The 21,795-nt window shown below is 54.4% G+C and carries 21 protein-coding genes; 12 read left to right on the top strand and 9 right to left on the bottom strand.

All coding sequences use genetic code 11. The features are described from left to right. Positions 1 to 450 precede the first annotated feature (450 nt). The 6 genes from ACRZ95_RS21750 to ACRZ95_RS21725 form a co-directional block, all read right to left on the bottom strand. Entirely contained in the window at positions 451 to 1,467 is a 1,017-nt protein-coding gene (locus ACRZ95_RS21750) for a DUF2955 domain-containing protein (protein WP_170473361.1), read from the bottom strand. Next, entirely contained in the window at positions 1,457 to 2,521 is a 1,065-nt protein-coding gene (locus ACRZ95_RS21745; RefSeq protein ID WP_170485306.1) for an HlyD family secretion protein, read from the bottom strand. The genes ACRZ95_RS21750 and ACRZ95_RS21745 overlap by 11 nt, the downstream gene beginning before the upstream one ends. After that, complete coding sequence (locus tag ACRZ95_RS21740) at positions 2,518 to 3,597, bottom strand: AI-2E family transporter (protein ID WP_170680860.1); 1,080 nt, start codon at positions 3,595 to 3,597, stop codon at positions 2,518 to 2,520. The genes ACRZ95_RS21745 and ACRZ95_RS21740 overlap by 4 nt, the downstream gene beginning before the upstream one ends. Positions 3,598 to 3,777: 180 nt before the next feature. Continuing rightward, positions 3,778 to 4,104: a potassium channel family protein gene (locus ACRZ95_RS21735; RefSeq protein WP_170377193.1), complete on the bottom strand. Its 327-nt coding sequence runs from the start codon at positions 4,102 to 4,104 to the stop codon at positions 3,778 to 3,780. 84 nt (positions 4,105 to 4,188) lie between these two features. Next, the gene (locus ACRZ95_RS21730) at positions 4,189 to 5,802 is read right to left on the bottom strand and encodes a mechanosensitive ion channel family protein (protein WP_170680862.1); all 1,614 of its coding nucleotides are present in this window, start codon (positions 5,800 to 5,802) and stop codon (positions 4,189 to 4,191) included. Next, a complete protein-coding gene (locus ACRZ95_RS21725; protein WP_480555581.1) occupies positions 5,799 to 7,124 on the bottom strand; it encodes a mechanosensitive ion channel family protein in 1,326 nt (441 codons plus the stop codon). Before ACRZ95_RS21725 ends, ACRZ95_RS21730 begins: the two co-directional genes overlap by 4 nt. Before the next feature lie 260 nt (positions 7,125 to 7,384). Here ACRZ95_RS21725 and ACRZ95_RS21720 point away from each other — a divergent pair, with 260 nt between their 5' ends. Next, on the top strand, positions 7,385 to 8,008 hold the full coding sequence (locus tag ACRZ95_RS21720; RefSeq protein WP_170680864.1) for a DUF1254 domain-containing protein: 624 nt from the start codon (positions 7,385 to 7,387) through the stop codon (positions 8,006 to 8,008). A 183-nt stretch (positions 8,009 to 8,191) separates the two neighbouring features. Here the strand turns inward: ACRZ95_RS21720 and ACRZ95_RS21715 are convergent, their stop codons facing one another. Further along, entirely contained in the window at positions 8,192 to 9,103 is a 912-nt protein-coding gene (locus ACRZ95_RS21715; RefSeq protein ID WP_170680866.1) for a LysR family transcriptional regulator, read from the bottom strand. Between the two features lie 113 nt (positions 9,104 to 9,216). Between ACRZ95_RS21715 and ACRZ95_RS21710 the strand changes: the two genes are divergently transcribed. Beyond that, positions 9,217 to 10,152, top strand: coding sequence for a VOC family protein (locus tag ACRZ95_RS21710; protein WP_170680868.1), 936 nt, complete (start codon positions 9,217 to 9,219; stop codon positions 10,150 to 10,152). Positions 10,153 to 10,166: 14 nt separating this feature from the next. Beyond that, positions 10,167 to 10,787, top strand: a complete 621-nt coding sequence (locus ACRZ95_RS21705) for an alpha/beta hydrolase (protein ID WP_170680870.1) — start codon at positions 10,167 to 10,169, stop codon at positions 10,785 to 10,787. On the opposite strand, the gene ACRZ95_RS21700 is transcribed toward ACRZ95_RS21705, so the two are convergent. Continuing rightward, positions 10,749 to 11,723 carry a LysR family transcriptional regulator gene (locus tag ACRZ95_RS21700; protein WP_170680872.1) on the bottom strand — a complete coding sequence of 325 codons (975 nt, stop codon included), beginning with the start codon at positions 11,721 to 11,723 and terminating at the stop codon, positions 10,749 to 10,751. The genes ACRZ95_RS21705 and ACRZ95_RS21700 overlap by 39 nt on opposite strands. A 113-nt stretch (positions 11,724 to 11,836) precedes the next feature. On the opposite strand from ACRZ95_RS21700, the gene ACRZ95_RS21695 reads away from it, so the two are divergent. The 9 genes from ACRZ95_RS21695 (at position 11,837) to ACRZ95_RS21655 (ending at position 20,966) form a co-directional block, all read left to right on the top strand. Next, positions 11,837 to 12,598 carry a pirin family protein gene (locus ACRZ95_RS21695; RefSeq protein ID WP_170377175.1) on the top strand — a complete coding sequence of 254 codons (762 nt, stop codon included), beginning with the start codon at positions 11,837 to 11,839 and terminating at the stop codon, positions 12,596 to 12,598. Further along, positions 12,595 to 12,849: a DUF1427 family protein gene (locus tag ACRZ95_RS21690; protein WP_068333920.1), complete on the top strand. Its 255-nt coding sequence runs from the start codon at positions 12,595 to 12,597 to the stop codon at positions 12,847 to 12,849. Before ACRZ95_RS21695 ends, ACRZ95_RS21690 begins: the two co-directional genes overlap by 4 nt. 30 nt (positions 12,850 to 12,879) lie before the next feature. After that, a complete protein-coding gene (locus ACRZ95_RS21685; protein ID WP_170680874.1) occupies positions 12,880 to 13,584 on the top strand; it encodes a hydrolase in 705 nt (234 codons plus the stop codon). Between the two features lie 132 nt (positions 13,585 to 13,716). Next, entirely contained in the window at positions 13,717 to 15,450 is a 1,734-nt protein-coding gene (locus ACRZ95_RS21680; protein ID WP_170680876.1) for an amidohydrolase, read from the top strand. Between the two features lie 24 nt (positions 15,451 to 15,474). Next, the gene (locus ACRZ95_RS21675) at positions 15,475 to 15,783 is read left to right on the top strand and encodes a GNAT family N-acetyltransferase (RefSeq protein ID WP_170473324.1); all 309 of its coding nucleotides are present in this window, start codon (positions 15,475 to 15,477) and stop codon (positions 15,781 to 15,783) included. Beyond that, entirely contained in the window at positions 15,767 to 17,377 is a 1,611-nt protein-coding gene (locus ACRZ95_RS21670) for an MFS transporter (RefSeq protein ID WP_170680878.1), read from the top strand. Before ACRZ95_RS21675 ends, ACRZ95_RS21670 begins: the two co-directional genes overlap by 17 nt. Before the next feature lie 14 nt (positions 17,378 to 17,391). Further along, complete coding sequence (locus ACRZ95_RS21665) at positions 17,392 to 18,276, top strand: efflux RND transporter periplasmic adaptor subunit (RefSeq protein WP_480555577.1); 885 nt, start codon at positions 17,392 to 17,394, stop codon at positions 18,274 to 18,276. A gap of 55 nt (positions 18,277 to 18,331) precedes the next feature. After that, a complete protein-coding gene (locus ACRZ95_RS21660) occupies positions 18,332 to 18,784 on the top strand; it encodes a (2Fe-2S)-binding protein (protein WP_170556318.1) in 453 nt (150 codons plus the stop codon). Between the two features lies 1 nt (position 18,785). Continuing rightward, entirely contained in the window at positions 18,786 to 20,966 is a 2,181-nt protein-coding gene (locus tag ACRZ95_RS21655) for a molybdopterin cofactor-binding domain-containing protein (protein ID WP_170680882.1), read from the top strand. 7 nt (positions 20,967 to 20,973) lie between these two features. Here ACRZ95_RS21655 and ACRZ95_RS21650 read toward each other — a convergent pair whose 3' ends face one another. Beyond that, positions 20,974 to 21,795 (bottom strand): 3-oxoadipate:acetyl-CoA acetyltransferase, encoded by an 822-nt coding sequence (locus ACRZ95_RS21650; RefSeq protein WP_170680883.1) that lies wholly within the window; start codon positions 21,793 to 21,795, stop codon positions 20,974 to 20,976.

The following is a 21,795-nucleotide window of genomic DNA, read 5'->3' as shown; positions in this document are numbered from 1 at the left end:
ACACGGATTATGCCGTCTCCATGAGCCTAGGTTCGCACCAGCAAAAATTATCTAGAAATATGAATATGATGTTGGGCTTATCTTGAGCTGAGGCGACAGTGCCAATTAGAAGAGAAAGCAACAGTAGGAATGTTCGCGAAAACCGCTTCATGATGACGCTCCCTGTAGATATCATTCGTTCGAGACTGGCGAAATTGGATGCCTGCGGTAAAAAAATGACCGTCTTCTAAGGGCTCGTTTTGAACTTTGGCTGCATCTTGAACGAACAGCAACTTTCAGGTCCAGATTAGCCAGCAAGCGAAGCGGTCCGGTGGCAATTCGTAAAAAGCGGAAAGTAAACTTCCCGATTTTGGATGCATCCTTGAAGTGTGCATTCTGTGTCATGATACGCGACTTAGAACAGCAAAACTTTCAAACCTTCTGTGGAGTGAATTGTCTAACGGTTCCACCTTAGGCTTCTGATGCAGGCTGTCGTTTCTTTTCAGGCCAGAATTCGTCAACCACGACATAGGCAACAATTACGAAGATCGCAGCGCTGGCGACTTGCAGAACTCGCGTAATACTCTTTACGTCAGCTTCGTCGGAAAAAGGCGCAATTGATCCACCGTAGACGATCAAAGCGGTCGTAATTGCAGAGCCAGCGGCGGCGGCGAGCGGGGCTTGTGATTTTCCAAGTGCTCCGAGGGTCAGACAAAAGAAAAAACACAGCAGAATAGAGGTGAGAATGACCGGGGCTATTACGTTTACTTCGTAGCAAATGATAGAGACTGCTGCCCCAAGAAGGTTTGCCGTCAGCATTGCTTTTGCTACGGTTTTGCCCGCCGCAGGCATCGCCGCGAGTTGCTGGCTCAGCAGCGCGACAAAAAACAGAACTAGTAGTGCAGATGCACCTGAAACAAAGAACGCCATAGCAAACGGAACTGTGACCAGTGACATCCTGACGATGCGGCGATGCGGGTCAAAGTCTGACGACGTTGCTGCTTTCTTCTGAGCGGCCGTGGGAGGTTCAGCGGGAATTAGCACAAACATCAGCGTTGAAACAAAGCCTGCAAAAAACAAATTCAGCGGTATCCAGTACACGAGCACCAAGGCCAAATCCTGCGATTGCAGAACCAAGTTCGGGATCATCAACGCCCCCATAAGAGCGATGACACCCGGCAATACTCCGGCACCAGAAACCGACCAAACGAAAGACAGGATTATTCCAATCGCCACGAGGATGAGAAACACAACAGGATATGGTGAGAAGATTGACGACAGCAGGAACGAAATGAACATCAATCCAATTGAGAAGACAAACAGCTTGCCAAATGCCGCCAAAGGCAATGCGGCAGGCGCTTGCAGAAACAGTGCAGTGAATACCGCCCCGACGACTGCGAGTGGCCAACCAAGAAACAAGCCCAACGAAAAGACACCGGTCACACCCAGCGCAAGCCGGGCGACAGAGCGCTGGTCCTCAGTACGCATAGGACAGAATTGAAACCACGCGGATATAGGTACGGCCGACGAGGTTCAGCAACGAGTTGTCACTTAGATACATAATCACATCGGCCTGCCCGTTCAGCTGAAAGCGAAGGTCATCTTCAGCACTTCCAGCTTCATAACCGGGTAAGACGATCCTGACCGGGAACCTTTCAGGCTCTCGCAAGAACCCCTTGGTACTTGGTGCGCTTGCCAATTGCCCGGGTTCGTCACCACCACTCAAAGACACAGCGGCACTGAAGCTCTCAATGACGCCCGGAACAATCTTACCGGGATGCATATCCAACACCACATCAACCGGAGACCCTATCGACGCTCTTCCCAGGTTGTTCTCGGTAAAATACGCTTCGATCCAGACGTCCGTTGCATCCAGAAACGTCAATAGATCCTGCCCGGATCGGGCATAAGTACCGGGGGCTATCAGCAAGTTTGAGATGACACCTGTCGCCGGAGCACGCAGTTCAGTCCATTCAAGGTTCAGTTCTGCATCCGCCAAGGCCGCCAACGCGCGCTGGATCTTCGGGTTTTCAACACCGTCGTCACCGAGCCTCTGCTTTGCTTTTTCCAGATCCGCCTGCGCGTTCTCAAAGTTTGCTTCAGATTCCGCCAGCTGCCCTCGCGCATCATCAGCCTTTGAGACAGCAATCAGTCCTTTCTTTTCGAGCGCAAATACACGCTCTGTCTGAAGGCGCATGGTATCGAGATCACTCTGCGCCCTCGCCAATTTCGCCTGCGCAGCGCTTACTTCGGCTGACGAGGCGCCCACCTCCTGAGTGGCTGCCTCGAGATCGGCTTGGGCTTTGTCACGATCGATTTCGTACGGTCTGGCATCAATGCGAACTAAAACATCCCCTGCCGAGACCACCTGACCGTTTTGAACAAGAACCTCGGTCACCGTCCCAGTGACCTGCGGAACGATCTGGGTCGCCACGGCCTTTACTCTGGCATTTCCTGTGAACGGTGTCTTTCTGTCAGCGACCAGATACCAGACGAGAAAAATGAGAATGACGGCTAATGTCGACCAGATCGTCTTCCTCATTCTGCAGCTCCTTCAGCGGCGTCTTCGCTAACCGGTGGTGCGTCAATCCAAACTTTGAACAACTCATAGAAGACCGCAAACAATACGGGTCCCATGAAAATGCCGATCAAGCCGTAGGCCATCATGCCTCCCAGAACCCCAATGAGGATTACAAGCATCGGCGTTTCAAGGCCTTTCGAGATAAAGACGGGGCGTAGGAAGCTGTCCATTATGGTCACGGGAATGGCCAGTATGGTGAAAATCAAAGCTGCACCTCCGGACATAGAACTCCATGCATAGATGATCACTGGTATAAGCACCAAACCGGGTCCAATCTGGATGATCGAGAGGATCAGGCAGACAAACGCCAACGTAGCAGCCGAGCCAATCCCAAACAAAACCAGCAGTATCCAAACGACGACGGCCTGAATGGCGGCAACGCCAATTACACCCTTCGTCACATTTCGGATTGTTGCGCCAGCCAAAGTAACGAATTCACCACCACGCGGTGCAAATACACGGTTGGCAAAGCGCTGAAGGCCTTGAACCATACTTGGCCCGGGACTGAACAGAGCACCCATTATCAATACCGACAGGGCGAGTCCAAGAAGACCAATTCCGATCCCCAACACCTTTCCAAAAAGGGACTTGGTGATCTCAAGAATTTGGGTGCCATACTTTGCAAGCGCACCGTCCAGATTCCGCTCGAACATGCTCCAGACATCAGCAATTTTCCCGCCGACTACCGGAAGTTCCTTGATACCTTCTGGCGCTGGGGGAATTTTTATTTCGCCTTTGTCGGCTTGTTCCGCAAATTCGGACCCTAGTTCTGCAGCACCGGAAACCGCAGTTGCGACTGGCCCGAGGGTCAGAACAAGGCCCAACAAAACCAAGATCGTCGCTGCAAGCTTCTTTCGCCCTCCCAATTTGGATTGCATCCAATCAAACACCGGATAGAGCGCCACGCAAAGGATGGTTGCCCAGATGACCACGCTTGCGAGCGGGGCCACCATGACCAATGCGCTATAGAGAAATAGTCCGAGAAACAGCAGTCGTATCGCTAGATCGACAATCTTCGCGTCCTGAGTTTTTTCCATTCCATCCCCCTGGGTTTGTTTTCTGAGTATTATACTCAAAAAACGTTATATGTATATTTTTTTGAGATTGGGGTGATGACCTATCGATTTGAAGACAAAAGTGAATCCGCAACACGGTTTGAAATGCGCAGACAATCTCATGCCTGCGCACAAACTCGATTGGACGAAACCAGGTGCAGTTTATTCGTCTGTTTTCTTGTCGTCTTGGGATAAGATCGTATCAGCCACGGTGGTCGCAGCAGTCACAAAAACGCCCAGCCCTACAATGATGTAAAACATTGTGAAGATTTTCCCCACTGCGGTTTCAGGTGAAAAATCACCAAACCCTACGGTCGAAATTGTAACGACAGAAAAGTAGATTGAGTCGAGCCAACTCCAACCTTCTACAAAGTGGTAAAAGACCGAGGCCCATAAAATCATTCCGACCGTGAAGGCCAAAAGGCCTTTCACTCTGCCATCCTTAAAGGCGGTTCGTATCCCTCTGGTGATTCTGGTAAGCGCGTTCATTGGACTACCTTAGCAACTAACACATAATTACATAGCAGTTTTAGAATTTATTATGAATCGCGTATCGCCGTTTGGCTAACGACCCTATTCAACTTCATGAGCAAGCCTGCCGTTCCATTCTTCTGTCGAAACTTTGGGTTCAGGCGGATCTGCTATGTAGGACGGTGTCATGATCTGCGTTCCATTTTCATTGAACACTTCGACTATGTTCTCGCGAAGATCGGACAAGATTTTGGGTAAGCTCGATCCACGCGACGTATAAGCATTGATCTCATAATTGATCGCGTAGTCAGCCAGTTGCGTCCAAAGGACAAAGGGCTCCGGCGACTTTTTCAAGCCTTGAGTTCGAAGAGCTGCCTCCACAAGCATAGCTTTGATTTTCTTCGGAGGCTCCTCGTATCCGATCCCGACTGAGGTGTGAACCAGCAGTCCTCGCCCATCCACTTTGCGTGAGTAATTCACAACCTCGGAATTTAACAATTGCGAGTTTGGAATACTAATCATCTCGTTTTTTATCGACTTGATGAGTGTTTCCATCAGCTTAATTTCGGTGACGTCTCCTATCTTGTCGCCAACCTGAATGCGATCGCCAATGTTTGTACTGCGTCTATAGATAACAAACAGGCCCGCCATCATATTTGAAACAACAGTGTTTGACCCGAGCGAAACCATGATACCTGCGAGAATGGTCAGACCCTGAAAAGCTCGTGAATCAGACCCTGGAATGTAAGGGTAAGCGAATACGAGCGCGATCACGATGATCAATGCCCTGACCAGCATTTTCGTAGGTGCAATCCAATGGTCTTCAAAGTCCTTGATCTTGAAAGCACCATTCTCGAGGTTTTCAAAGAATAGATCGATGCCACGAATGGCCATTCTTGTAACAGCGGCAATGATGGCGAGCATGATCAGGTTTGGAATGTAGCTCATGATTGCCAAGACAACGCTGATGAGCGGCTCACTGACGTACTTCAAAAGGATTTGAGCAATACCCTGTGTTTCGGCGAAAGAAAGCAGGACCAGAGAAAGATAGTAGTACAAGAAGAACAGAAAAAGGACCCACATCAAGATGTGAATTGAATAGACGATGATCGACGCGATAGCCCGGCTCCTTAAGATGGACTTGGTGGCTTCCTCGACGCCTTCTGCCCTCTTCTCCAAGATTTTTCTTATGTATTTCAATAATTTTTTACGTTTTGCAAAAAAACCATACGAAGCCAAAGCAAAGATTGCCGTCCAAGCAAACGCCGCCATGGCACTGCCCACTCTGCCCTCATTGGACCGACCTTCTCGGTATTGGAGGATTGCCGCCTCGATCGCTTCGGATTGAAGCCCCGCAAGAACCTCAATGGCCATTTGTTCGTGTTCAGCATCCGCTTGCGTGGTGATCGTAACCATTTGTCCATCCGCGCGGATTAGTCTTCCAAACTCAGCATCCGAAATCTGCATCTGGACCGTGTTGCTTTGAGACGCATCTGCGACCTGAGCAATTCGCTCTTCGATTTTTGCCGCCCTTTCAATGGCGGGCAATGCGCTCGATCCTCGAACCACGAACAACTCCGCGCCGTCGATTACGACAGGAGCAATGAACTCGGGATCGTCTCTTTCTCCGGGTGTAACGAGTGCATCCTCGGACTGGGCAAACGCGACATTGCACAAGAGAAGAAATGATACGAACCAAACTGAAAAAGCTCTCATGAGTTTGCTCCTTCCACAGGTATAAAGTGAACATCCCGTTGTGGGAAAGGGATCGAAATACCTTCTTCGTCAAACCGCTCTTTTGCCTGGCCCGTTAGGTCCCAATAGACTGTCCAATAGTCGTCTGATTTGGACCACGGTCGGCAAAAGATATTGACCGAGTTGTCTCCCAACTCGCCAACAAAGACTTCTGGCTCCGGCGTCTTCAGACACAGCGCATGTTGGGCGACCAAATCTTTCAGAACGTCAATTGCTTGGGCTGCGTTGTCCGAATAGGCAATCCCAAAGACCAGATCGACCCGACGTTCTTCAGATGCGCTCACGTTGGTGATCACATCCCCCCAAATCTTGCTGTTTGGCACCACGATGATCTGGTTATCGAACGTTCTGATCTTGGTCGAAACAACGGACATCTCGTCCACAAAACCTGATGAGCCCCCGACCTGAATATAGTCGCCGGTATCGAACGGCTTGAGAACCATGATCATCAGACCGCTTGCAAGATTGCCCAGAGTTTCCTGCAAAGCGAAACCGAGAATAAAAGACAAACCGCCAAGCACCGCAAACAGCGGCGTGACATTCACTCCGAAGAGAGCCAATACGATGAGTATGCCAAGCACAAAAACAACCCAGTAAACCGTTGTGGCTATGAAGCGCTTCAGCATCCTGGAAATCGTTGGAATTTTGCCCAGACCGCGTTCGGTGATCCGTCGCATCATTCTTGCGACAAACATCATGGCCCAGACAGCGAACAAAACGCCCAGGGCAGCCATCAGTACGCCAACGCCGCCATCCCAAGAAAACAGCCAAGCCCAGGCGTTCTGAAAAAGTGTTTGAAGATCGGTTGTCTTAAGAGCGCCAGCTTTCAAGGCAAGAATATAGTCGGTGTGAGGCTCTAGTTCTTCCGCCTTTGCTCCCTTCAAAGTCCAGGCTTCAAGCACCAGTCGGTAGTTGTTCAGAAAATCTGATCCAGATGCACTTAAGGAAGACAATTGGGACCGTAAGCTGGCCTCTTGCTCTCCGTTTGCTGACCGAAGCTGCAGGTTGATTTGTGCGACGTCTTCGAGTTGCGATCGCACGTAACCCTGCCAACTACCTGCGACGTCAGATAACTCTTCAGCCGTTAACGGGACGAGTAGGATTTCCAAGTCATCTGCAGGGATTGTTTTTTCAACCACCTCTTCCAACAAGTTGTTGTTTTCCAGCACAACAACTTCCTGCTCTGGTTCAGTGACTTGAGCGACAACAGGAAACCCATTCGACGACATCGCAACGCACCAAAACAATAACCAGACCAGTCCAACTCTGCGCAGTCGTTTCATCTTATCGTCCCCTACTCCTATAGCGCTTGAGGAGAGCATAGGAGGACCCATCAAATCTAGACTTATGTTTATTTTTGCATGTTTAAGTGCTGGCAACAGTTATGCTAGGTGCGCCTCGCGGTAGAAAATGGCGATCACTCCAATGATCCGACTATACTGCATTGCGAGTATAGCAAATTAGTTTCTGCAGCCCTTATTCGATAGACCAAAAAAGGGAACGGGCTTCATCAGATTTGGATACTTTTGGAAAGATCTCCTCCATGATGCGCTTGAAGTATATCGCAATTGCAAAGGCACTTGCGCTCGGCCTAGCTGCATCGACAACCGCCCAATCAAGTGAGTTCGATTTAGCAAATGCCACCACTGCCGAGCGGATGACCTATCATCGAGCTGTCGACCCAGCCGTTTGGGCAAGGCCACTGATGAATTTCAAGCTTTATCGTGATGCACTTGCCAATGCAGGGGGCGGTCCCAATGACATTGGGTATAATTCAAAAGTCCAGGATTGGCGTTTCCAGTCGGCAGTACCTAACAACATAACGCCCTACTTCCACAGCTATTGGACCATAAAAGACGGCACGATCGTTATTGAAATGCCTGCGTCCGAAGAGGGTATTGGAATCTTCGGCACAATTTTGGATACATGGCAACGCTCTCTGGACGACGTCGGTTCCAACGGTCGGGACCGCGACGCAGGAGCAAAGAACATGCTGGTGCCGCCGGGATACACCGTTCCACTGCTTCCGAACGCTCTGGTCTATGAACAGGACACAAACTTCAGCTTTGTCGTGCTTCGTCCGATCCTTTCCGGCGGCGCCACCGAAGAAAACCTTGCGAAAGTCTTGGCGCTGACCAAAAAAAATCAAGGTTTACCCTTTGTCTGAAGCAGGCGGTGAGGTGTCGACACAGTATGTCGACGTTTACGCGGTGAACTTGGAAATGACGCCTGTCATGGATGGCGGCATATACGGCCATAAGCACCCCCCCATTTCATGCTCCCGTAAACAGTGTCGTTCAATCTGACTTACCCTACGGAGAACCAGCGCCGATTTGCAGCCCAAATGGCTTTAAACTTGTGTTTCCAGGTTCGGGTGGTCTTGCACAAATTTTTCAAAGTACTCGGCAAATGTTCCGACGATCGGTGGGAGTTGTTCGTATGGGGGGTAGTACAGCGTTAACCATAAAGACGTGATAGACCAGTTTGGCATCACCTGGACGACTTGCCCGCTAGCCAATCCCTTGTCAGTAATGAAATCCGGCAGAACACATATGCCCTCTCCTGCGACCGCAAGAGCGTAGAGAAAGTCTCCATTGTTGGAGATTATATTTCCGCCTGCTTGAACTGAAACGTTGCTACCTGCATGCGAGAAATCCCAAGTTTCCGAGCGGCCTTGCGCGCTGTAAGACATCAGAAAGTCTGGATTCAGATCGCGCGGATGATCAGGCCGGGGTATGTGTTCAAACAGAGATGGCGCAGCAATCATATGCCGCGGAACTTCGCAGAGTTTGCGCCAAATTGTCGATTTGTCGGTCGGCGGACCTGACACACGTACAGCGAGGTCGCAGTTTTCCTCGATCACATCGAGCAGTGTATCGGTGAAGTTGATCTCGACTGAAATATTCGGATAGGCGAGACGAAACCCCGAGATCACTTGCGGCAGCAACGTGACGCCTAGTGATACAGGCGCGGTTAGACGCAGATGGCCCTTGTCAGGTTGATTGGCCCGTTGAAGATTTCGTGTGACCTTTTCAAACCCCTCCAATAGCGGTCTGTACTGCGCAAGGACAGTTGCTCCAACGCTGGTTAGTGAAACTTGCCTAGTCGTGCGCACCAGAAGCTGTGTGCCAAGGTCTCTCTCAAGCTGCGCTATTATGCGTGTGGCCGATGCCGGCGCGATGCCCAGTTCGCGCGCGGCCAAAGAAAAGCTTTTCAGGTCTGATACGGCGCGCAGAACGCGGATGGGCTTAAGCTCAATCATCTCAGTTTAATAATTCCGTTTTCGACAATAATAAAGCCACATAGTTGTCTATTCACTTTAATAATTGATGCGCCATCTTTGATGCAAGTTGAACACTCGCCCAGGAGCGGAACATGATCAAAGATATCAAAGGGCTGCACCACGTCACTTCGATGGCTGCAGATGCCAGCACCAACAACGCTTTCTTCACCAACACCCTTGGCATGCGCCGAGTGAAAAAGACGGTCAATTTCGATGCGCCTGAGGTGTATCACCTCTATTACGGGGACGAGGTTGGAACACCGGGCTCGGTCATGACCTATTTTCCTTTTGGTCAGATGCCAAAGGGACGCAGAGGGGCCGGTGAGGTAGGTGTGACCGAGTTTGCCATCCCTACAGGCGGTGTCGAATTCTGGAAACAACGTCTTGCATCTGAGGGCGTGATTGGGCTGGCCGATGGCACGGTCTTCGGAGAAAAGCGTCTGTCTTTTGACGGCCCCGACGGCGATAGCCTTGCATTGGTCGAGTCTGATGCGCGAGGCCGGACAGCTTGGACTCAGGGCGGTGTTCCTGATGAGGCCGCGATTCTTGGGTTCCGGGGCGCTCGGTTCTCTCTGAAGGATGTTGATGCGACGGGTGAACTGCTGACCTTCATGGGATACCAGAAAGCCGAAACGGAAGGTGACGTCACTCGCTATGTGATCGAAGGGGGCAACGCTGCGGATACGATTGATCTGCAGCAGCTACCGTCAGACACCCCGACCGCTGGTCAGGGCGCTGGGTCCGTTCATCATATCGCTTTTGCCGTCGAGGACCGCGCCGCGCAACTGCGTGTTCGGCAGGCTTTGCTGGATACAGGCTATCAGGTCACGCCGGTTATCGACCGAGACTATTTCTGGGCGATCTATTTCCGCACGCCGGGTGGTGTGCTGTTTGAAATCGCTACGAACGAGCCCGGTTTTGACCGCGATGAAGACACGGCCCATCTGGGTGAGGCGCTTAAGTTGCCTACCCGCTACGAGCCACATCGCAGCAAGATCGAAAGTCTCCTGCCCCCACTTGCATCATGATTTCAGAGGTTGAAATGTCCAAAGATCTCTATCAGGCGCTTGTGCATGCGCCACAACCCGCCCGTCCGCTTGTCTTTGCCTTTCATGGCACCGGAGGGGATGAGCATCAGCTTGTTGAACTGGCCGGCAATCTTGTCGCTGGCGCCGGGATAGTATCACCACGTGGCGATGTCTCTGAGATGGGGGCCGCGCGGTTCTTCCGCCGCACTGCCGAGGGCGTATACGACATGGAAGACCTTGCCCGTGCGACGGACAAGATGATTGCCTTCATCGAAGCCCATCGCGCATCGCATCCCGGTCATCCGGTCTATGGCTTCGGCTATTCGAACGGAGCAAACATCCTGGCGGCGGTCTTTCTCAAACGCCCGGACCTGTTCGAGCGGGTTGGCCTTTTGCATCCGATGGTCACGTGGGAGCCGAACGCGCATCTTCAGCTGGTGGGGCGGAAGGTTCTGGTGACCGCCGGACGACGCGATCCAATCACGCCATGGCCAATGACGGAACGCTTTATCAGTTGGCTCTCTGATCATGGTGCCGAGGTCACTTCGGACGTCCATGAAGGCGGACACGAGCTGCGAAACTCTGAACTGACGGCTTTAGCCTCCCACTTCAACGGGAATGTCGGCCCCGGGTGAAGGTTCACGCATTGCATTCAACGTAGACAACACGGCGGCTTCTTTGCGCGCCCAGGACATGAACTCATGAATATGCTCTTCAAGTTCCCGGCCCGGGTGGCAACATATGAAATAGCTGAACCCGGTTTCCACCACCGGGCCGAACGGGCAAACAAGCCGACCGTCCGAAAGCGCGGAATAGACCAGCAGCGACCCGCAGAGCGCGACACCCGCGCCTGCGATCGCAGCGTCCACAATCTGGCCACCCGGAGGTCTTTCGAACCGCATGGCTTTCGAAGGATCAACCGCATTCGGAAGCCCGGCGTGTTGGCTCCAAAGAACCCAACTGGGAACCGACCCGTCCAGCATCGGCGTTGTATCGTACAGAACATGCGCGGCCTTGATGTCGACAGGGGACTTTATGTCGAACGCGTCGAGCACACCTGGGCTGGCGACCACCAGCATCAACTCCCGGTGAAGCAACTCCGTATAACGGTCCTCTGGCGGTTCGCTGGTGTATCGAATTTCGATATCGGCGGTCGCGTGGGTTTTGTGGTCCGAAGGGTTTTCAGACTCAATGTGGACCTGAACGTCGGGGTGGTCCTTGGTGAACTTGTGCAGCCTTGGCAAAAGCCACTTGCTGATTAACGCATTGCTGGAACTGATGCGCAGTTTGGGCGTCTTCTTGGGTCGGACCTCATCGACGACCTGACGGATCTGCAAGAACGCTTCGCTGATCGTTGGCTGCAAGCGCTGCCCTTCCGGTGTCAGATGAATCGCACGGGTCTTTCGCACGAACAAAGCCACCCCAAGGTCAGCCTCCAGCGCCTTGATCTGCTGGCTAACCGCACCCGGCGTCACCGAGAGCTCATAGGCCGCTTCCTTGATCGAGCCGCGCCGCGCCGCGGCCTCAAAGGCGCGCAAACTTAGCAAGGAAGGCAATCGGGACAGCGGCATGGCAATTCAGAAAAACAGTTTAGCCTAACTAATGCATACCCGCAGAACTTCTGCGTTGTCGAGTTCAAACTACGCCCCACATCGAAGAACAACAGAACTTGGAACTGAGAGAAATGATCAAGATTCACGAAAAAGCATCGCGGGGACGCACGCAAAACGGATGGCTGGATAGCTATCACACGTTTTCGTTCGGCCAGTTCCAAGACCCGACGCGCATGGGGTTCGCCAATCTGCGCGTGATCAACGAAGACGGCCTGATCCCAGGTGGTGGTTTTGCGGCGCATGATCATGCGGATATGGATATCATTACACTGGTTCTGGATGGGCAACTGCGCCACGAGGATGATCAGGGCAATGTCGCCAGTATAAGCGCAGGAGAAGTGCAGGGAATGTCGGCAGGCACTGGCGTGCGTCATTCCGAATACAACGGGTCCACGTCGGAGCCCGCAAAATTCCTGCAAATCTGGCTGATCCCGGATCAGGTAGGTGGTCAACCTGCATACACACAAGCCTCGGTTCCGAACGAAGGGGATGTCCTGCTCGCTGGACCCGCCACATTGCACCCTTTGATCCCGTTGAGATCAAGGGCGCGACTGACGCTTCGTCGGTTCACCGAAGGACAAGAACTTGCGCTTTCTGCAAATGGCGAAAGTGACCGCTTCGTTCATCTGCTGGATGGCCTTGCCTATGCCGAGCACGAACGTCTGAGCGCGGGTGACGGAGTACAAGTTCCGCGATCCGAACAGGTCACTATGCAATTGCACACTGACGGGGCTGCGCTGGTTTTCGATATGCCAAGCCCCGTGGCAAGGAAAGAACCTAAAATCCTCAAAATCAGATCAATCGAACCAGAATTGCAAGGAGACCCGACGTGACTTGGCAACCATATCTCATATCGCTCGCAGCGGGCCTCGGGATTGGGGTCATCTATGGCCTGATCGCAGTCCGCAGTCCCGCCCCGCCAATCATCGCGCTTTTGGGCCTCTTGGGTATGCTCGCCGGAGAAGCTGCAGTGCAATGGATCCGAGGTCATTCCGACGCTGTGTCACAGGCCCTGCATCTGAAATCCTTCGCCGTCACGCAGGCTGAAGAGACGAGCCAACCAACCAAACCCAAAACCCTTTAGCCCCATCTAACCTCAACAAAGGAATGAAAAATGTCCAAACTTGAAGTCCTTACACCTGAGAACAGCCAGATCATCTTCATCGATCATCAGCCGCAGATGGCGTTCGGCGTGCAGTCGATTGATCGTCAGACGCTGAAGAACAACACCGTTGCCTTGGCCAAAGCCGCCAAGATCTTTGACATGCCCACTATCATCACCACGGTCGAAACGGACAGTTTTTCTGGGCACACCTATCCTGAACTTCTGGATGTAAACCCACAGGCGCCTTTGCTGGAACGCACGTCCATGAACTCCTGGGACGATCAGAAAGTCCGGGATGCACTGGCACGAGGAGCTGCGGAAGGTCGCAAGAAAATCGTTGTCTCGGGTCTTTGGACCGAGGTCTGCAATATCACCTTTGCGCTGAGCTGCATGGCCGATACGGACTACGAAATTTACATGGTTGCGGACGCGTCGGGCGGTACGTCGATTGATGCCCACAAATACGCGATGGACCGGATGGTTCAGGCCGGAGTCGTCCCGGTGACCTGGCAGCAGGTTCTGCTGGAATGGCAGCGAGATTGGGCGCGCCGCGATACCTACGATGCTGTCATGGACTTGGTGCGTGAACACTCCGGCGCCTACGGCATGGGCGTCGATTACGCATACACGATGGTCCACAAGGCGCCATCGCGCACCCTCCATACTGGACCAACGCTGGAAGCGGTGCCCGCCGGTAAAGTCGCCGCAGAATAGTCTGTCGCGCAAAGCCCGCTCGGTCCCTTCATCCCTCCCCATGAAACCGAGCGGGAGAATTTCCAAACCTCTCTCAATCTGTGCCCCAGCAGTAGGCACCGACAACTCCCGCTTTGCCAAAGGATGCGCACCATGGCCGCCCCAGACACGATACTCTTCAACGGCAAGATCACGACAATGGATCCCGACAGGCCCGAAGCAGCGGCCGTGGCAATTTCAGGGGATCAGATCACCGCCGTTGGAACGGACAAGGACATGCTTGGGCTTGCGGAACCCGAAACCGAAACCATTGATCTGGGCGGCCAGCGTGTAATTCCCGGCCTGATCGACAGCCATACGCACATCATCCGACAAGGCAACAACTTCGCCATGGAGCTGCGCTGGGACCACGTTCCGTCGCTTGCCGACGGTCTGCGCATGCTGAAGGCTCAGGCAGAGCGTACTCCTGCCGGGCAATGGATCCGCGTGGTTGGTGGTTGGTCTGTTGATCAATTCGCCGAAAAGCGGTTGCCGACGATTGATGAGATCAATGCGGTCGCGCCAGATGTGCCTGTCTACGTGTTGCACCTCTATGATCGGGCGTGGCTGAACAAAGCCGCCCTGCGTGCAATCGGCATCGACAAACACTTTTACGAGCCCTTTGTCTCAGGACGTCTGGAGCGGGACGATCAGGGCAACCCGACTGGTCTCGCGATGGCGCGCCCCAACGCGCAACCGCTTTACGCGTTGTTGGATATGGCCCCCAAGCTGGATTTCGAACAGCAGGTCACCTCGACCAAGCACTATTTCAAGGCGCTGAATGGTCTTGGATTGACCTCGGCTTTGGATTGCGCGGGTGGGTTCCTGAACTATCCAGATGACTACGGCGTCATCACCGAGTTGAACAAACGCGGCGAGCAAACCGTGCGCATCGGCTATCAGCTTTTTGCGCAGCGTCCGATGTTTGAGCTGGACGATTTCAAACGCTGGAATGACATCGTCAAGCCAGACGAAGGAAACGACTACCTGAAATGCGTGGGCGCGGGCGAGATGCTGGTCGCGTCTGCCTATGATTTCGAAGATTTCAGCTACCCACGCCCCGATCTGCCCAAGCGGATGGAGGGGGACCTCAGGCCGGTACTCGAGTTTCTGTTCGAAAACCGCTGGCCGATCCGTTTCCATTGTACTTACGAGGAAAGCGCCCACCGGTTGCTGAGCCTTATTGAGGAGGTCGGTCGTGACAAAGGGTTGGAAGAGCTGAACTGGATTTTCGATCACGGTGAGACGATCTCAGAATCTACAATGGAGTGGGTTGCCCGTCTGGGCGGCGGTATCAGCTATCAAAACCGCATCGCCTTTCAAACCACAGCCTATCGCGACCGTTACGGCGAAGATGCCCTGCGCGAGGTCATGCCGGTCAAGAAGATGATGGCCTCGGGTGTGCCTCTGGCTGCTGGCACGGATGCGACGCGGGTGTCGTCCTATAATCCGTGGTTGGCCATTCACTGGGCCGTTTCTGGCAAAGGTCGTGGCGGAGACGTCATCTGGAGTGCAGCGAACCGCTTGGATCGGCACGACGCGCTGCGTCATTGGACCGCCGCCGGGGCTTGGTTCAGCCGGGAAGCGGGTAAGAAAGGTCAGATCAAAGCGGGGCAATGGGCGGATATCGCCGTGCTCGACCGGGATTATTTCTCGATCGCCGAGGATGAGATCACCGAAATCGAGGCCGACCTGACACTGACGGGCGGCAAGATCGTGCATGCCAAGGCTCGATTTGCGGCGCATGCGCCTGCCCCTCTGCCGGAGCTTCCCGATTGGTCACCCGTTCCAATTTTCGGTGCACCCGGCGCTTCGACGCAAAGCCAAGGCAGCCTTGCCGCTGAATAGAGGCAAGACCTCAGGAGATTTCCCATGTTGGACGATCAAAAGCTAAAAATCACTTACAGCGAAAGCGATACAAAAGCACGATACGGCGCTTCGGTGTCCGGGATCGTGAGCGAGGCGGAACTGACGCTGTCAAAAGTCACGCCCAGCCTCGTTATCGCCGACCACACGTTTGTCCCGGAAGAGTTGCGTGGTCGCGGCTTGGCGCGGACCTTGGCCGCGCAGCTTGTGGCGGACGCGCGCGAAAAAGGTCTTCGCATCGTGCCGCTTTGCCCGTTTGTGCGGTCCTATGCTGAAAGAAACCGCGAGGAGTTGGCTGATGTCATCCAGTGGTAGCATCGCGAAACCTGCACCTGCGGCATCAAACTCGGCTTGGGCCCCGTTCAAACATCGGACGTTCGCGCTTCTTTGGGTTGCGACCCTGATCTCTAACGTCGGCACGTGGATGCATGACGTTGGCGCAGGGTGGCTGATGACGACGCTCAATTCATCTCCAGCAGTTGTCTCGTTGGTGCAGGCGGCAACAACCCTGCCAGTGTTCATCTTCGCTTTATACGCTGGTACGCTGGCGGACCGGTTGGACAAACGTAAGCTGTTGATCACAGTGAACGTGGTGCTTCTGGTACTGGTTTCGGTGCTAACCGTGCTGGTTCAGCTTGAACTGGTAACACCGACGCTCCTGATCCTGTTCACGTTGGCCATCGGAACTGGCACGGCTTTCATGGCTCCGGCCTGGCAAGCGATCGTGCCAACTTTGGTGCCGCGTGACGCGTTGCAGCCAGCCATTGCCTTGAATTCAATGGGCATCAACATCAGCCGCGCGATCGGCCCTGCTTTGGCGGGCGTTTTGATTGCATCGGTCAGTTTGGCAGCCCCCTTTGCAGTCAACGCGGTCAGCTATCTCGTGATCATTGGCGCTCTGTTGTTTTGGAAGCACGACGTCGGCGTTTCGAAGACATCTCAGCCTATGTTCAACGCGATGATGACCGGCATGCGTCACGTCGCACATAACAGCCCGCTCAAGGCCACGTTGATCCGATCCTTTGCCTTCTTCATCTTTGCATCTGCCTATTGGGCTCTGCTGCCGCTGGTCGTCCGGACGATCGAAGGGGGCGGGGCGACGCTGTATGGTTTGTTGCTGACTTTGATCGGTGCCGGGGCTGTCGCGGGTGCTTTGACACTTCCGCAGTTCCGAGCGAAGCTTGATGCAAGCACGACGGCTGCAGGCGGCACCATCGGCACTGCCGTTGCCATGGCAATTCTTGCAACGGCGACAACCCCTCCGTTGGCTTATATCGCCGCATTGTTGGGTGGCTTTAGCTGGATTGCCGTTCTCACCACGTTCAATGTGTCGGCGCAGACCGCGCTGCCCAACTGGGTCAGGGCCCGAGGATTGTCTGTGAATCTGATGGTTTTCTTCGGATCCATGGCGTTTGGATCAGCATTCTGGGGTCAGGTGGCCACGGCAACATCTGTTTCGATCACCTTGCTGATCGCAGCAAGCGGATTGATCGTCGGCTTGCTTCTTACGCGCAAGTTTCAGCTTGGTCAGGGCGAAGATCTGGACCTGACGCCCTCTATGCATTGGCCGGCGCCGCAAGTTGCCCTTGAAGAGCACGGCTTGGCATCCCGCGGTCCTGTCATGGTCGAAGTTGAGTATCGCATCCGACCCGAGGACGAAGCTGCATTCCTGTCCGCGATTCAAGAATGGTCGGGCGAGCGCTGGCGCGACGGAGCCTATGACTGGCGCGTTTTCCAAAGTGCAGAAGAGCCCGAGCTATGGGTCGAAGCCTTCATGGTTTCATCTTGGGAAGAACATCTGGCTCAGCACGAGCGTGTATCACACCAGGATCAGGACCTTCAACGGGCTGTCGCAGCCTTTGATACCCGTGAAAGCGGGCCGGTCGTTCGCCATCTGATCGCACCATGATGAGAGTGTTTGTGATGCTATCGATTTTGGTCACCCAAAGGCCCATTCTTTCGGCCACAGTCTTTGCGGCTCTGTTCTGGGCCCATGCGCCTGAGCAGGCATCTGCGAGTGGAGCGGAGTTTGAAGGCCGTATCGAAGCAGTCGAGCGGTCGGACGTCTATAGCCGGGCGGAGGGCATTGTCGAAGAAGTTCTCGTTGAGCAAGGTGACTATGTAGAAGCGGGGGCGCCATTGCTGCAGCTTCGAAACGATCTGGAGAAACTGGCGGTCGATGCCGCTAGTGCAGAGTTGGCCAAAGCCGAGGCTCTCTTGCTTCAAGCCCGAGATAAGCTGGACCGCGCAGCCCAACTCTCGACGCGCGGCGCGGCAACAGAGGTCGCCTTGTTGGACGCCGAAACAAATCTGGCTTTGGCTGAGGCCGAAAGGGCCTTGGCGGAAACCGAGTTGGAGATCGCGCAAACGAACTACGACGACACGCTCATACGTGCACCGATCTCAGGACATGTTGAAGACCCGCGCGTTGGACCAGGCTCGCTGGTCGAGTTCAATTCCGGCGATCCGCCCCTGTTTCAACTCGTAAATCTGAACCGCTTGCGCGTTGTGTTCGAGCTTCCCTATGCCCAATGGGTTTCGGGGTTGAACACGACCAACACGCGCTCAGAGGAGCTATCAAACTCCGTCCGGTTCCATGTTGAAACGGAGATCGGTCAGGTTCTGTCAGATGCAAATCGGCTCACTGGATCGGCGGTCTGGTTCGATGAAAACAGCGGAAAGATACGTGTCTGGGCAGATCTGGAAAACCCCGACCAAACGTTGCGACCGGGAATGAAAGTTCGTGTCACGCCAATGGTCTACCCAGTCACCGACGCCGACCAAGACCACTCCATGGTCAGGCCGTGAAGAAATCCACCCCACAAGATCCTATCAACATCAGGCATCACAAGGACTGTTCCAAATGATCAAATTCGAATTGAACGGCCGACCCGTAGAGGTTGATAACCCCCCTGACGAAATGTTGCTGCTGGTCCTTCGAGATACGCTCAAACTCAAGGGTACGAAATACGGCTGCGGTGCTGCCATGTGTGGGGCCTGCACGGTGCATGTGGATGGTGTGGCGAGCTTCGCGTGTCAGATGTCAGTTAGCGACGTGGAGGATGCGCAAGTCACGACAATCGAAGGATTGTCCGAAGACGGTTCGCATCCTGTTCAGAGGGCCTGGATCGAAGAGCAGGTCGCACAATGCGGCTATTGCCAGTCGGGTCAGATCATGCGCGCGGCGGCACTTCTGGCGGACAATCCATCCCCGACGCGCGAAGAAATCGTCGATGAGATGAGTTCGAACTTGTGTCGATGCGGAACCTACAACCGCATTTTCAAAGCAATCGAACGCGCAGCCAAGGAGGTTTGAGATGACCATAGACATGAACCGCCGAGGGTTTCTACAAGGCGCTGCTGGACTGACATTTTTCATCGGTGCGGGTGGCATCTCATCCGTCCGGGCTGAGGCAGCAATCGGCACACTGGATGTCAATCACTGGTTGACGATCCGGGCTGATGGAAGCATCCGGATCGTCTTCCCCTCGACCGAAATGGGGCAAAGCAGCTACTCCACGCTACCGCAAATCCTTGCAGAAGAACTTGATGCAGCTTGGGAAGACGTTGAGATCGAACAGCTAAACGCTGATGATCGACGCTTTGGAAATCAGCTGTTTGGCGGTGTTCTATATACGGCTGGCAGCACCGGAACGCAGTTCTATTTTGACCCGATGCGCAAGGCGGGCGCGCAGGCGCGCGACGTTTTGCTGCAAATCGCAGCACGTGAATGGGCTGTGGACAAAGCCAGCCTTAGGACCGAACCCAGTATTGTATTGGGCCCCGATGGCCAACAGGCCGGGTATGGTGAACTGGCGGCGTTCGGTACACGGGATGTGACGGTACCAGACGCTGAGACTGTGCCGCTGAAAGACCCATCCGCGTTTCGGATCATCGGGCAAGATCTGCCGCGTCGCGACGTTCCGGCCAAAAGCACAGGTCAGGCCGAATATGCGATTGATGTGGAAGTTCCCAATATGGCCTATGCGGTTGTCCTACGCGCACCAGTCGAGGACGAGATAGCGCTTTCCATCAACGACGCTGCCGCACGCGAAGTACCGGGTGTCATAGACGTCGTGACCGTACTGGACGGTGTCGCCGTCGTCGCGGAAAGCCTGTGGTCTGCCTTGGGGGCACGGGGTTTGCTTGAGGTCGAATGGTCCACCACCTCACCCTTCCGAACCTCAAACAGCGAAGAGACTCTGGCTGAATACGCCGCCGCTGTCAGCGCTCCTGACGCGTCGGGTGCGACCTGGGCCGAGAAAGGCGACGCCCCTGCAGCCATTGGCAACGCTGACCGTCAGTATTCGCAGCTTTATCTGTCGGACTACGCATACCACGCTCAGATTGAGCCGATGGCGGCTGTCGCCGATGTCGATGCGGACGGGCAAGGTGCCGAGGTTTGGGCAGGCACGCAAACACAGTCATGGACTGCGCGCACCGTGTCCGAGGTGCTAAGTATCCCCGTCGAAAACGTTCGACTGAACATGATGACAATGGGCGGAGGATTTGGTCGACGCACGGCCTTGATGCAGAACTATGTGCGTGATGCGGTTCTGTGCTCTAAGGCCGTTGGACGCCCTGTCAAAGTGATTTGGCCGCGTGAAGACGACGTGAAGCAGGGGACCTTCCGCCCGGCTGCAGCCCAAAAGCTTGAGGCGGGTCTGACGGCGGACGGAAAACTCGACGGGTGGTATCACAAGGTCGCGACACCAACGGTGATCGGGTTTTTCAATCCCATGCGTTGGGACGCGGTAAACCCGAACGATGTGATCTCGATGCGCGGTGCCGAGAGCAAGTTCTATGGGATTGAGGATTTCCGCGCCGATCATCTGATCATGGACCGGCACGCCCGCCTTGCGCCCTATCGCGGTATTGGTGCGTCCTATACGGCCTTTGCGGCGGAGTGTTTCATGGACGAACTCGCAGAACAAGCCGGGCGGGATCCATTGGAGTTCCGGCTAGATCTTGTTTCCGAAAACCCGCGCGGGCGGCACCTGCTTGAGAAGGTGGCCGAGATGTCTGATTGGCACAATCGGGGTAGTCGAAACTTAGGACTCTCTTTTGCAGGCTACAGCTCGTCCATGGCCGCAGGTGTGGCGGAAGTTGAAGTCGACCCCGATAGCGGAGAGATCCAGATCAACAACTTCTGGGCCGCGATAGATGCGGGCCTGATCGTCACGCCGGACAACGCACTCAATCAGATCGAAGGTGGCATCGTGTTCGGCATCTCGATGGCTCTTTCCGAAAAGATCGACATCGAAAACGGCGAAGTGGTGCAGAGCAATTTCTGGGACTATGAGATCACACGCGCGTCGCAGATGCCGGATATCGAGATCTACATCGCAGAGGTCGATGCGCCGCCTGTTGGTGTTGGCGAGGTTGGCACTCCGATGGTGCCCGCGGCCATTGCCAACGCGTTCTATGCCGCTCAAGGCAAGCGCTTGCGCCACATGCCGTTTACTCCGGAACGTGTGGCGACTGCATTGGACAGCTAATTCCGGTTCATAGCCCGAGTATCTCACGCGCCTGGACGGCTGTCGCAACCGGGCGGTTGTATTGGGCACAGATCTCTGCAGTCCGCGTTACAAGCGCTGCGTTTGAGGGTGCCAACGTATTGCGATCCAGGCGTACGTTGTCTTCGAGGCCGGTTCGCGCGTGGCCACCGGAGGAAATGGCCCAGTGGTTCAGAACCTCCTGCTGCGCACCAATGCCTGCAGCGCACCACGGCGCACCAGGAAACAGTCGTTCAACGGTCTTCACGTAGAAATCGAATACGTCCCGATCTGCGGGCATCGCGTTTTTGACACCCATGACAAATTGCACATAAGGCGTGTCTTTGATTTGCCCTTTTTTGTGCATCTCGGCCGCCTTCAGGATGTGGCTCAGATCGAAGGCTTCGATCTCTGGTTTGACGTCATAAGTCGCCATTTCCGCCGCGAGCCAGTCGACAAGATCAGGTGGATTTTCGTAGACGCGCGTGGGGAAATTGTTCGACCCCACGGACAACGACGCCATATCCGGCCGCAACGGCAACATGCCGCCCCGCGTCTTGCCCGCCCCCGATCGCCCTCCAGTCGAAAACTGGATGATCATGCCAGGGCAGTGTTTCTCGAGCCCCTCTTTCAACCTTGCGAACTTTTCCGGGTCGCTCGAAGGCGTCTCGTCATCATTTCGAACATGGGCATGGCAGATGGATGCCCCCACCTCAAAAGCGGCCTGTGTGCTTTCGACTTGTTCCTCGACTGTTATGGGCACAGCCGGGTTGTTGGCCTTGGTTGGTAACGATCCGGTTATTGCAACACAGATGATGCAGGGTTCAGACAT

It is taken from the genome of Ruegeria sp. AI3 (genome assembly GCF_056541245.1).
The sequence above is the reverse complement of the archived record's forward strand: the minus strand, read 5'-3'. Positions and strand labels throughout refer to the sequence as shown.

Coding starts and splice junctions, on each gene's coding strand:
- ACRZ95_RS21660 (WP_170556318.1), top strand. CDS start 18,332: ATGATCAAATTCGAATTGAACGGCCGACCCGTAGAGGTTGATAACCCC.
- ACRZ95_RS21735 (WP_170377193.1), bottom strand. CDS start 4,104: ATGAACGCGCTTACCAGAATCACCAGAGGGATACGAACCGCCTTTAAG.
- ACRZ95_RS21650 (WP_170680883.1), bottom strand. CDS start 21,795: ATGTCTGAACCCTGCATCATCTGTGTTGCAATAACCGGATCGTTACCA.
- ACRZ95_RS21655 (WP_170680882.1), top strand. CDS start 18,786: ATGACCATAGACATGAACCGCCGAGGGTTTCTACAAGGCGCTGCTGGA.
- ACRZ95_RS21670 (WP_170680878.1), top strand. CDS start 15,767: ATGTCATCCAGTGGTAGCATCGCGAAACCTGCACCTGCGGCATCAAAC.
- ACRZ95_RS21740 (WP_170680860.1), bottom strand. CDS start 3,597: ATGGAAAAAACTCAGGACGCGAAGATTGTCGATCTAGCGATACGACTG.
- ACRZ95_RS21720 (WP_170680864.1), top strand. CDS start 7,385: ATGATGCGCTTGAAGTATATCGCAATTGCAAAGGCACTTGCGCTCGGC.
- ACRZ95_RS21745 (WP_170485306.1), bottom strand. CDS start 2,521: ATGAGGAAGACGATCTGGTCGACATTAGCCGTCATTCTCATTTTTCTC.
- ACRZ95_RS21685 (WP_170680874.1), top strand. CDS start 12,880: ATGTCCAAACTTGAAGTCCTTACACCTGAGAACAGCCAGATCATCTTC.
- ACRZ95_RS21750 (WP_170473361.1), bottom strand. CDS start 1,467: ATGCGTACTGAGGACCAGCGCTCTGTCGCCCGGCTTGCGCTGGGTGTG.
- ACRZ95_RS21675 (WP_170473324.1), top strand. CDS start 15,475: ATGTTGGACGATCAAAAGCTAAAAATCACTTACAGCGAAAGCGATACA.
- ACRZ95_RS21695 (WP_170377175.1), top strand. CDS start 11,837: ATGATCAAGATTCACGAAAAAGCATCGCGGGGACGCACGCAAAACGGA.
- ACRZ95_RS21710 (WP_170680868.1), top strand. CDS start 9,217: ATGATCAAAGATATCAAAGGGCTGCACCACGTCACTTCGATGGCTGCA.
- ACRZ95_RS21725 (WP_480555581.1), bottom strand. CDS start 7,124: ATGAAACGACTGCGCAGAGTTGGACTGGTCTGGTTATTGTTTTGGTGC.
- ACRZ95_RS21700 (WP_170680872.1), bottom strand. CDS start 11,723: ATGCCGCTGTCCCGATTGCCTTCCTTGCTAAGTTTGCGCGCCTTTGAG.
- ACRZ95_RS21680 (WP_170680876.1), top strand. CDS start 13,717: ATGGCCGCCCCAGACACGATACTCTTCAACGGCAAGATCACGACAATG.
- ACRZ95_RS21715 (WP_170680866.1), bottom strand. CDS start 9,103: ATGATTGAGCTTAAGCCCATCCGCGTTCTGCGCGCCGTATCAGACCTG.
- ACRZ95_RS21730 (WP_170680862.1), bottom strand. CDS start 5,802: ATGAGAGCTTTTTCAGTTTGGTTCGTATCATTTCTTCTCTTGTGCAAT.
- ACRZ95_RS21705 (WP_170680870.1), top strand. CDS start 10,167: ATGTCCAAAGATCTCTATCAGGCGCTTGTGCATGCGCCACAACCCGCC.
- ACRZ95_RS21665 (WP_480555577.1), top strand. CDS start 17,392: ATGCTATCGATTTTGGTCACCCAAAGGCCCATTCTTTCGGCCACAGTC.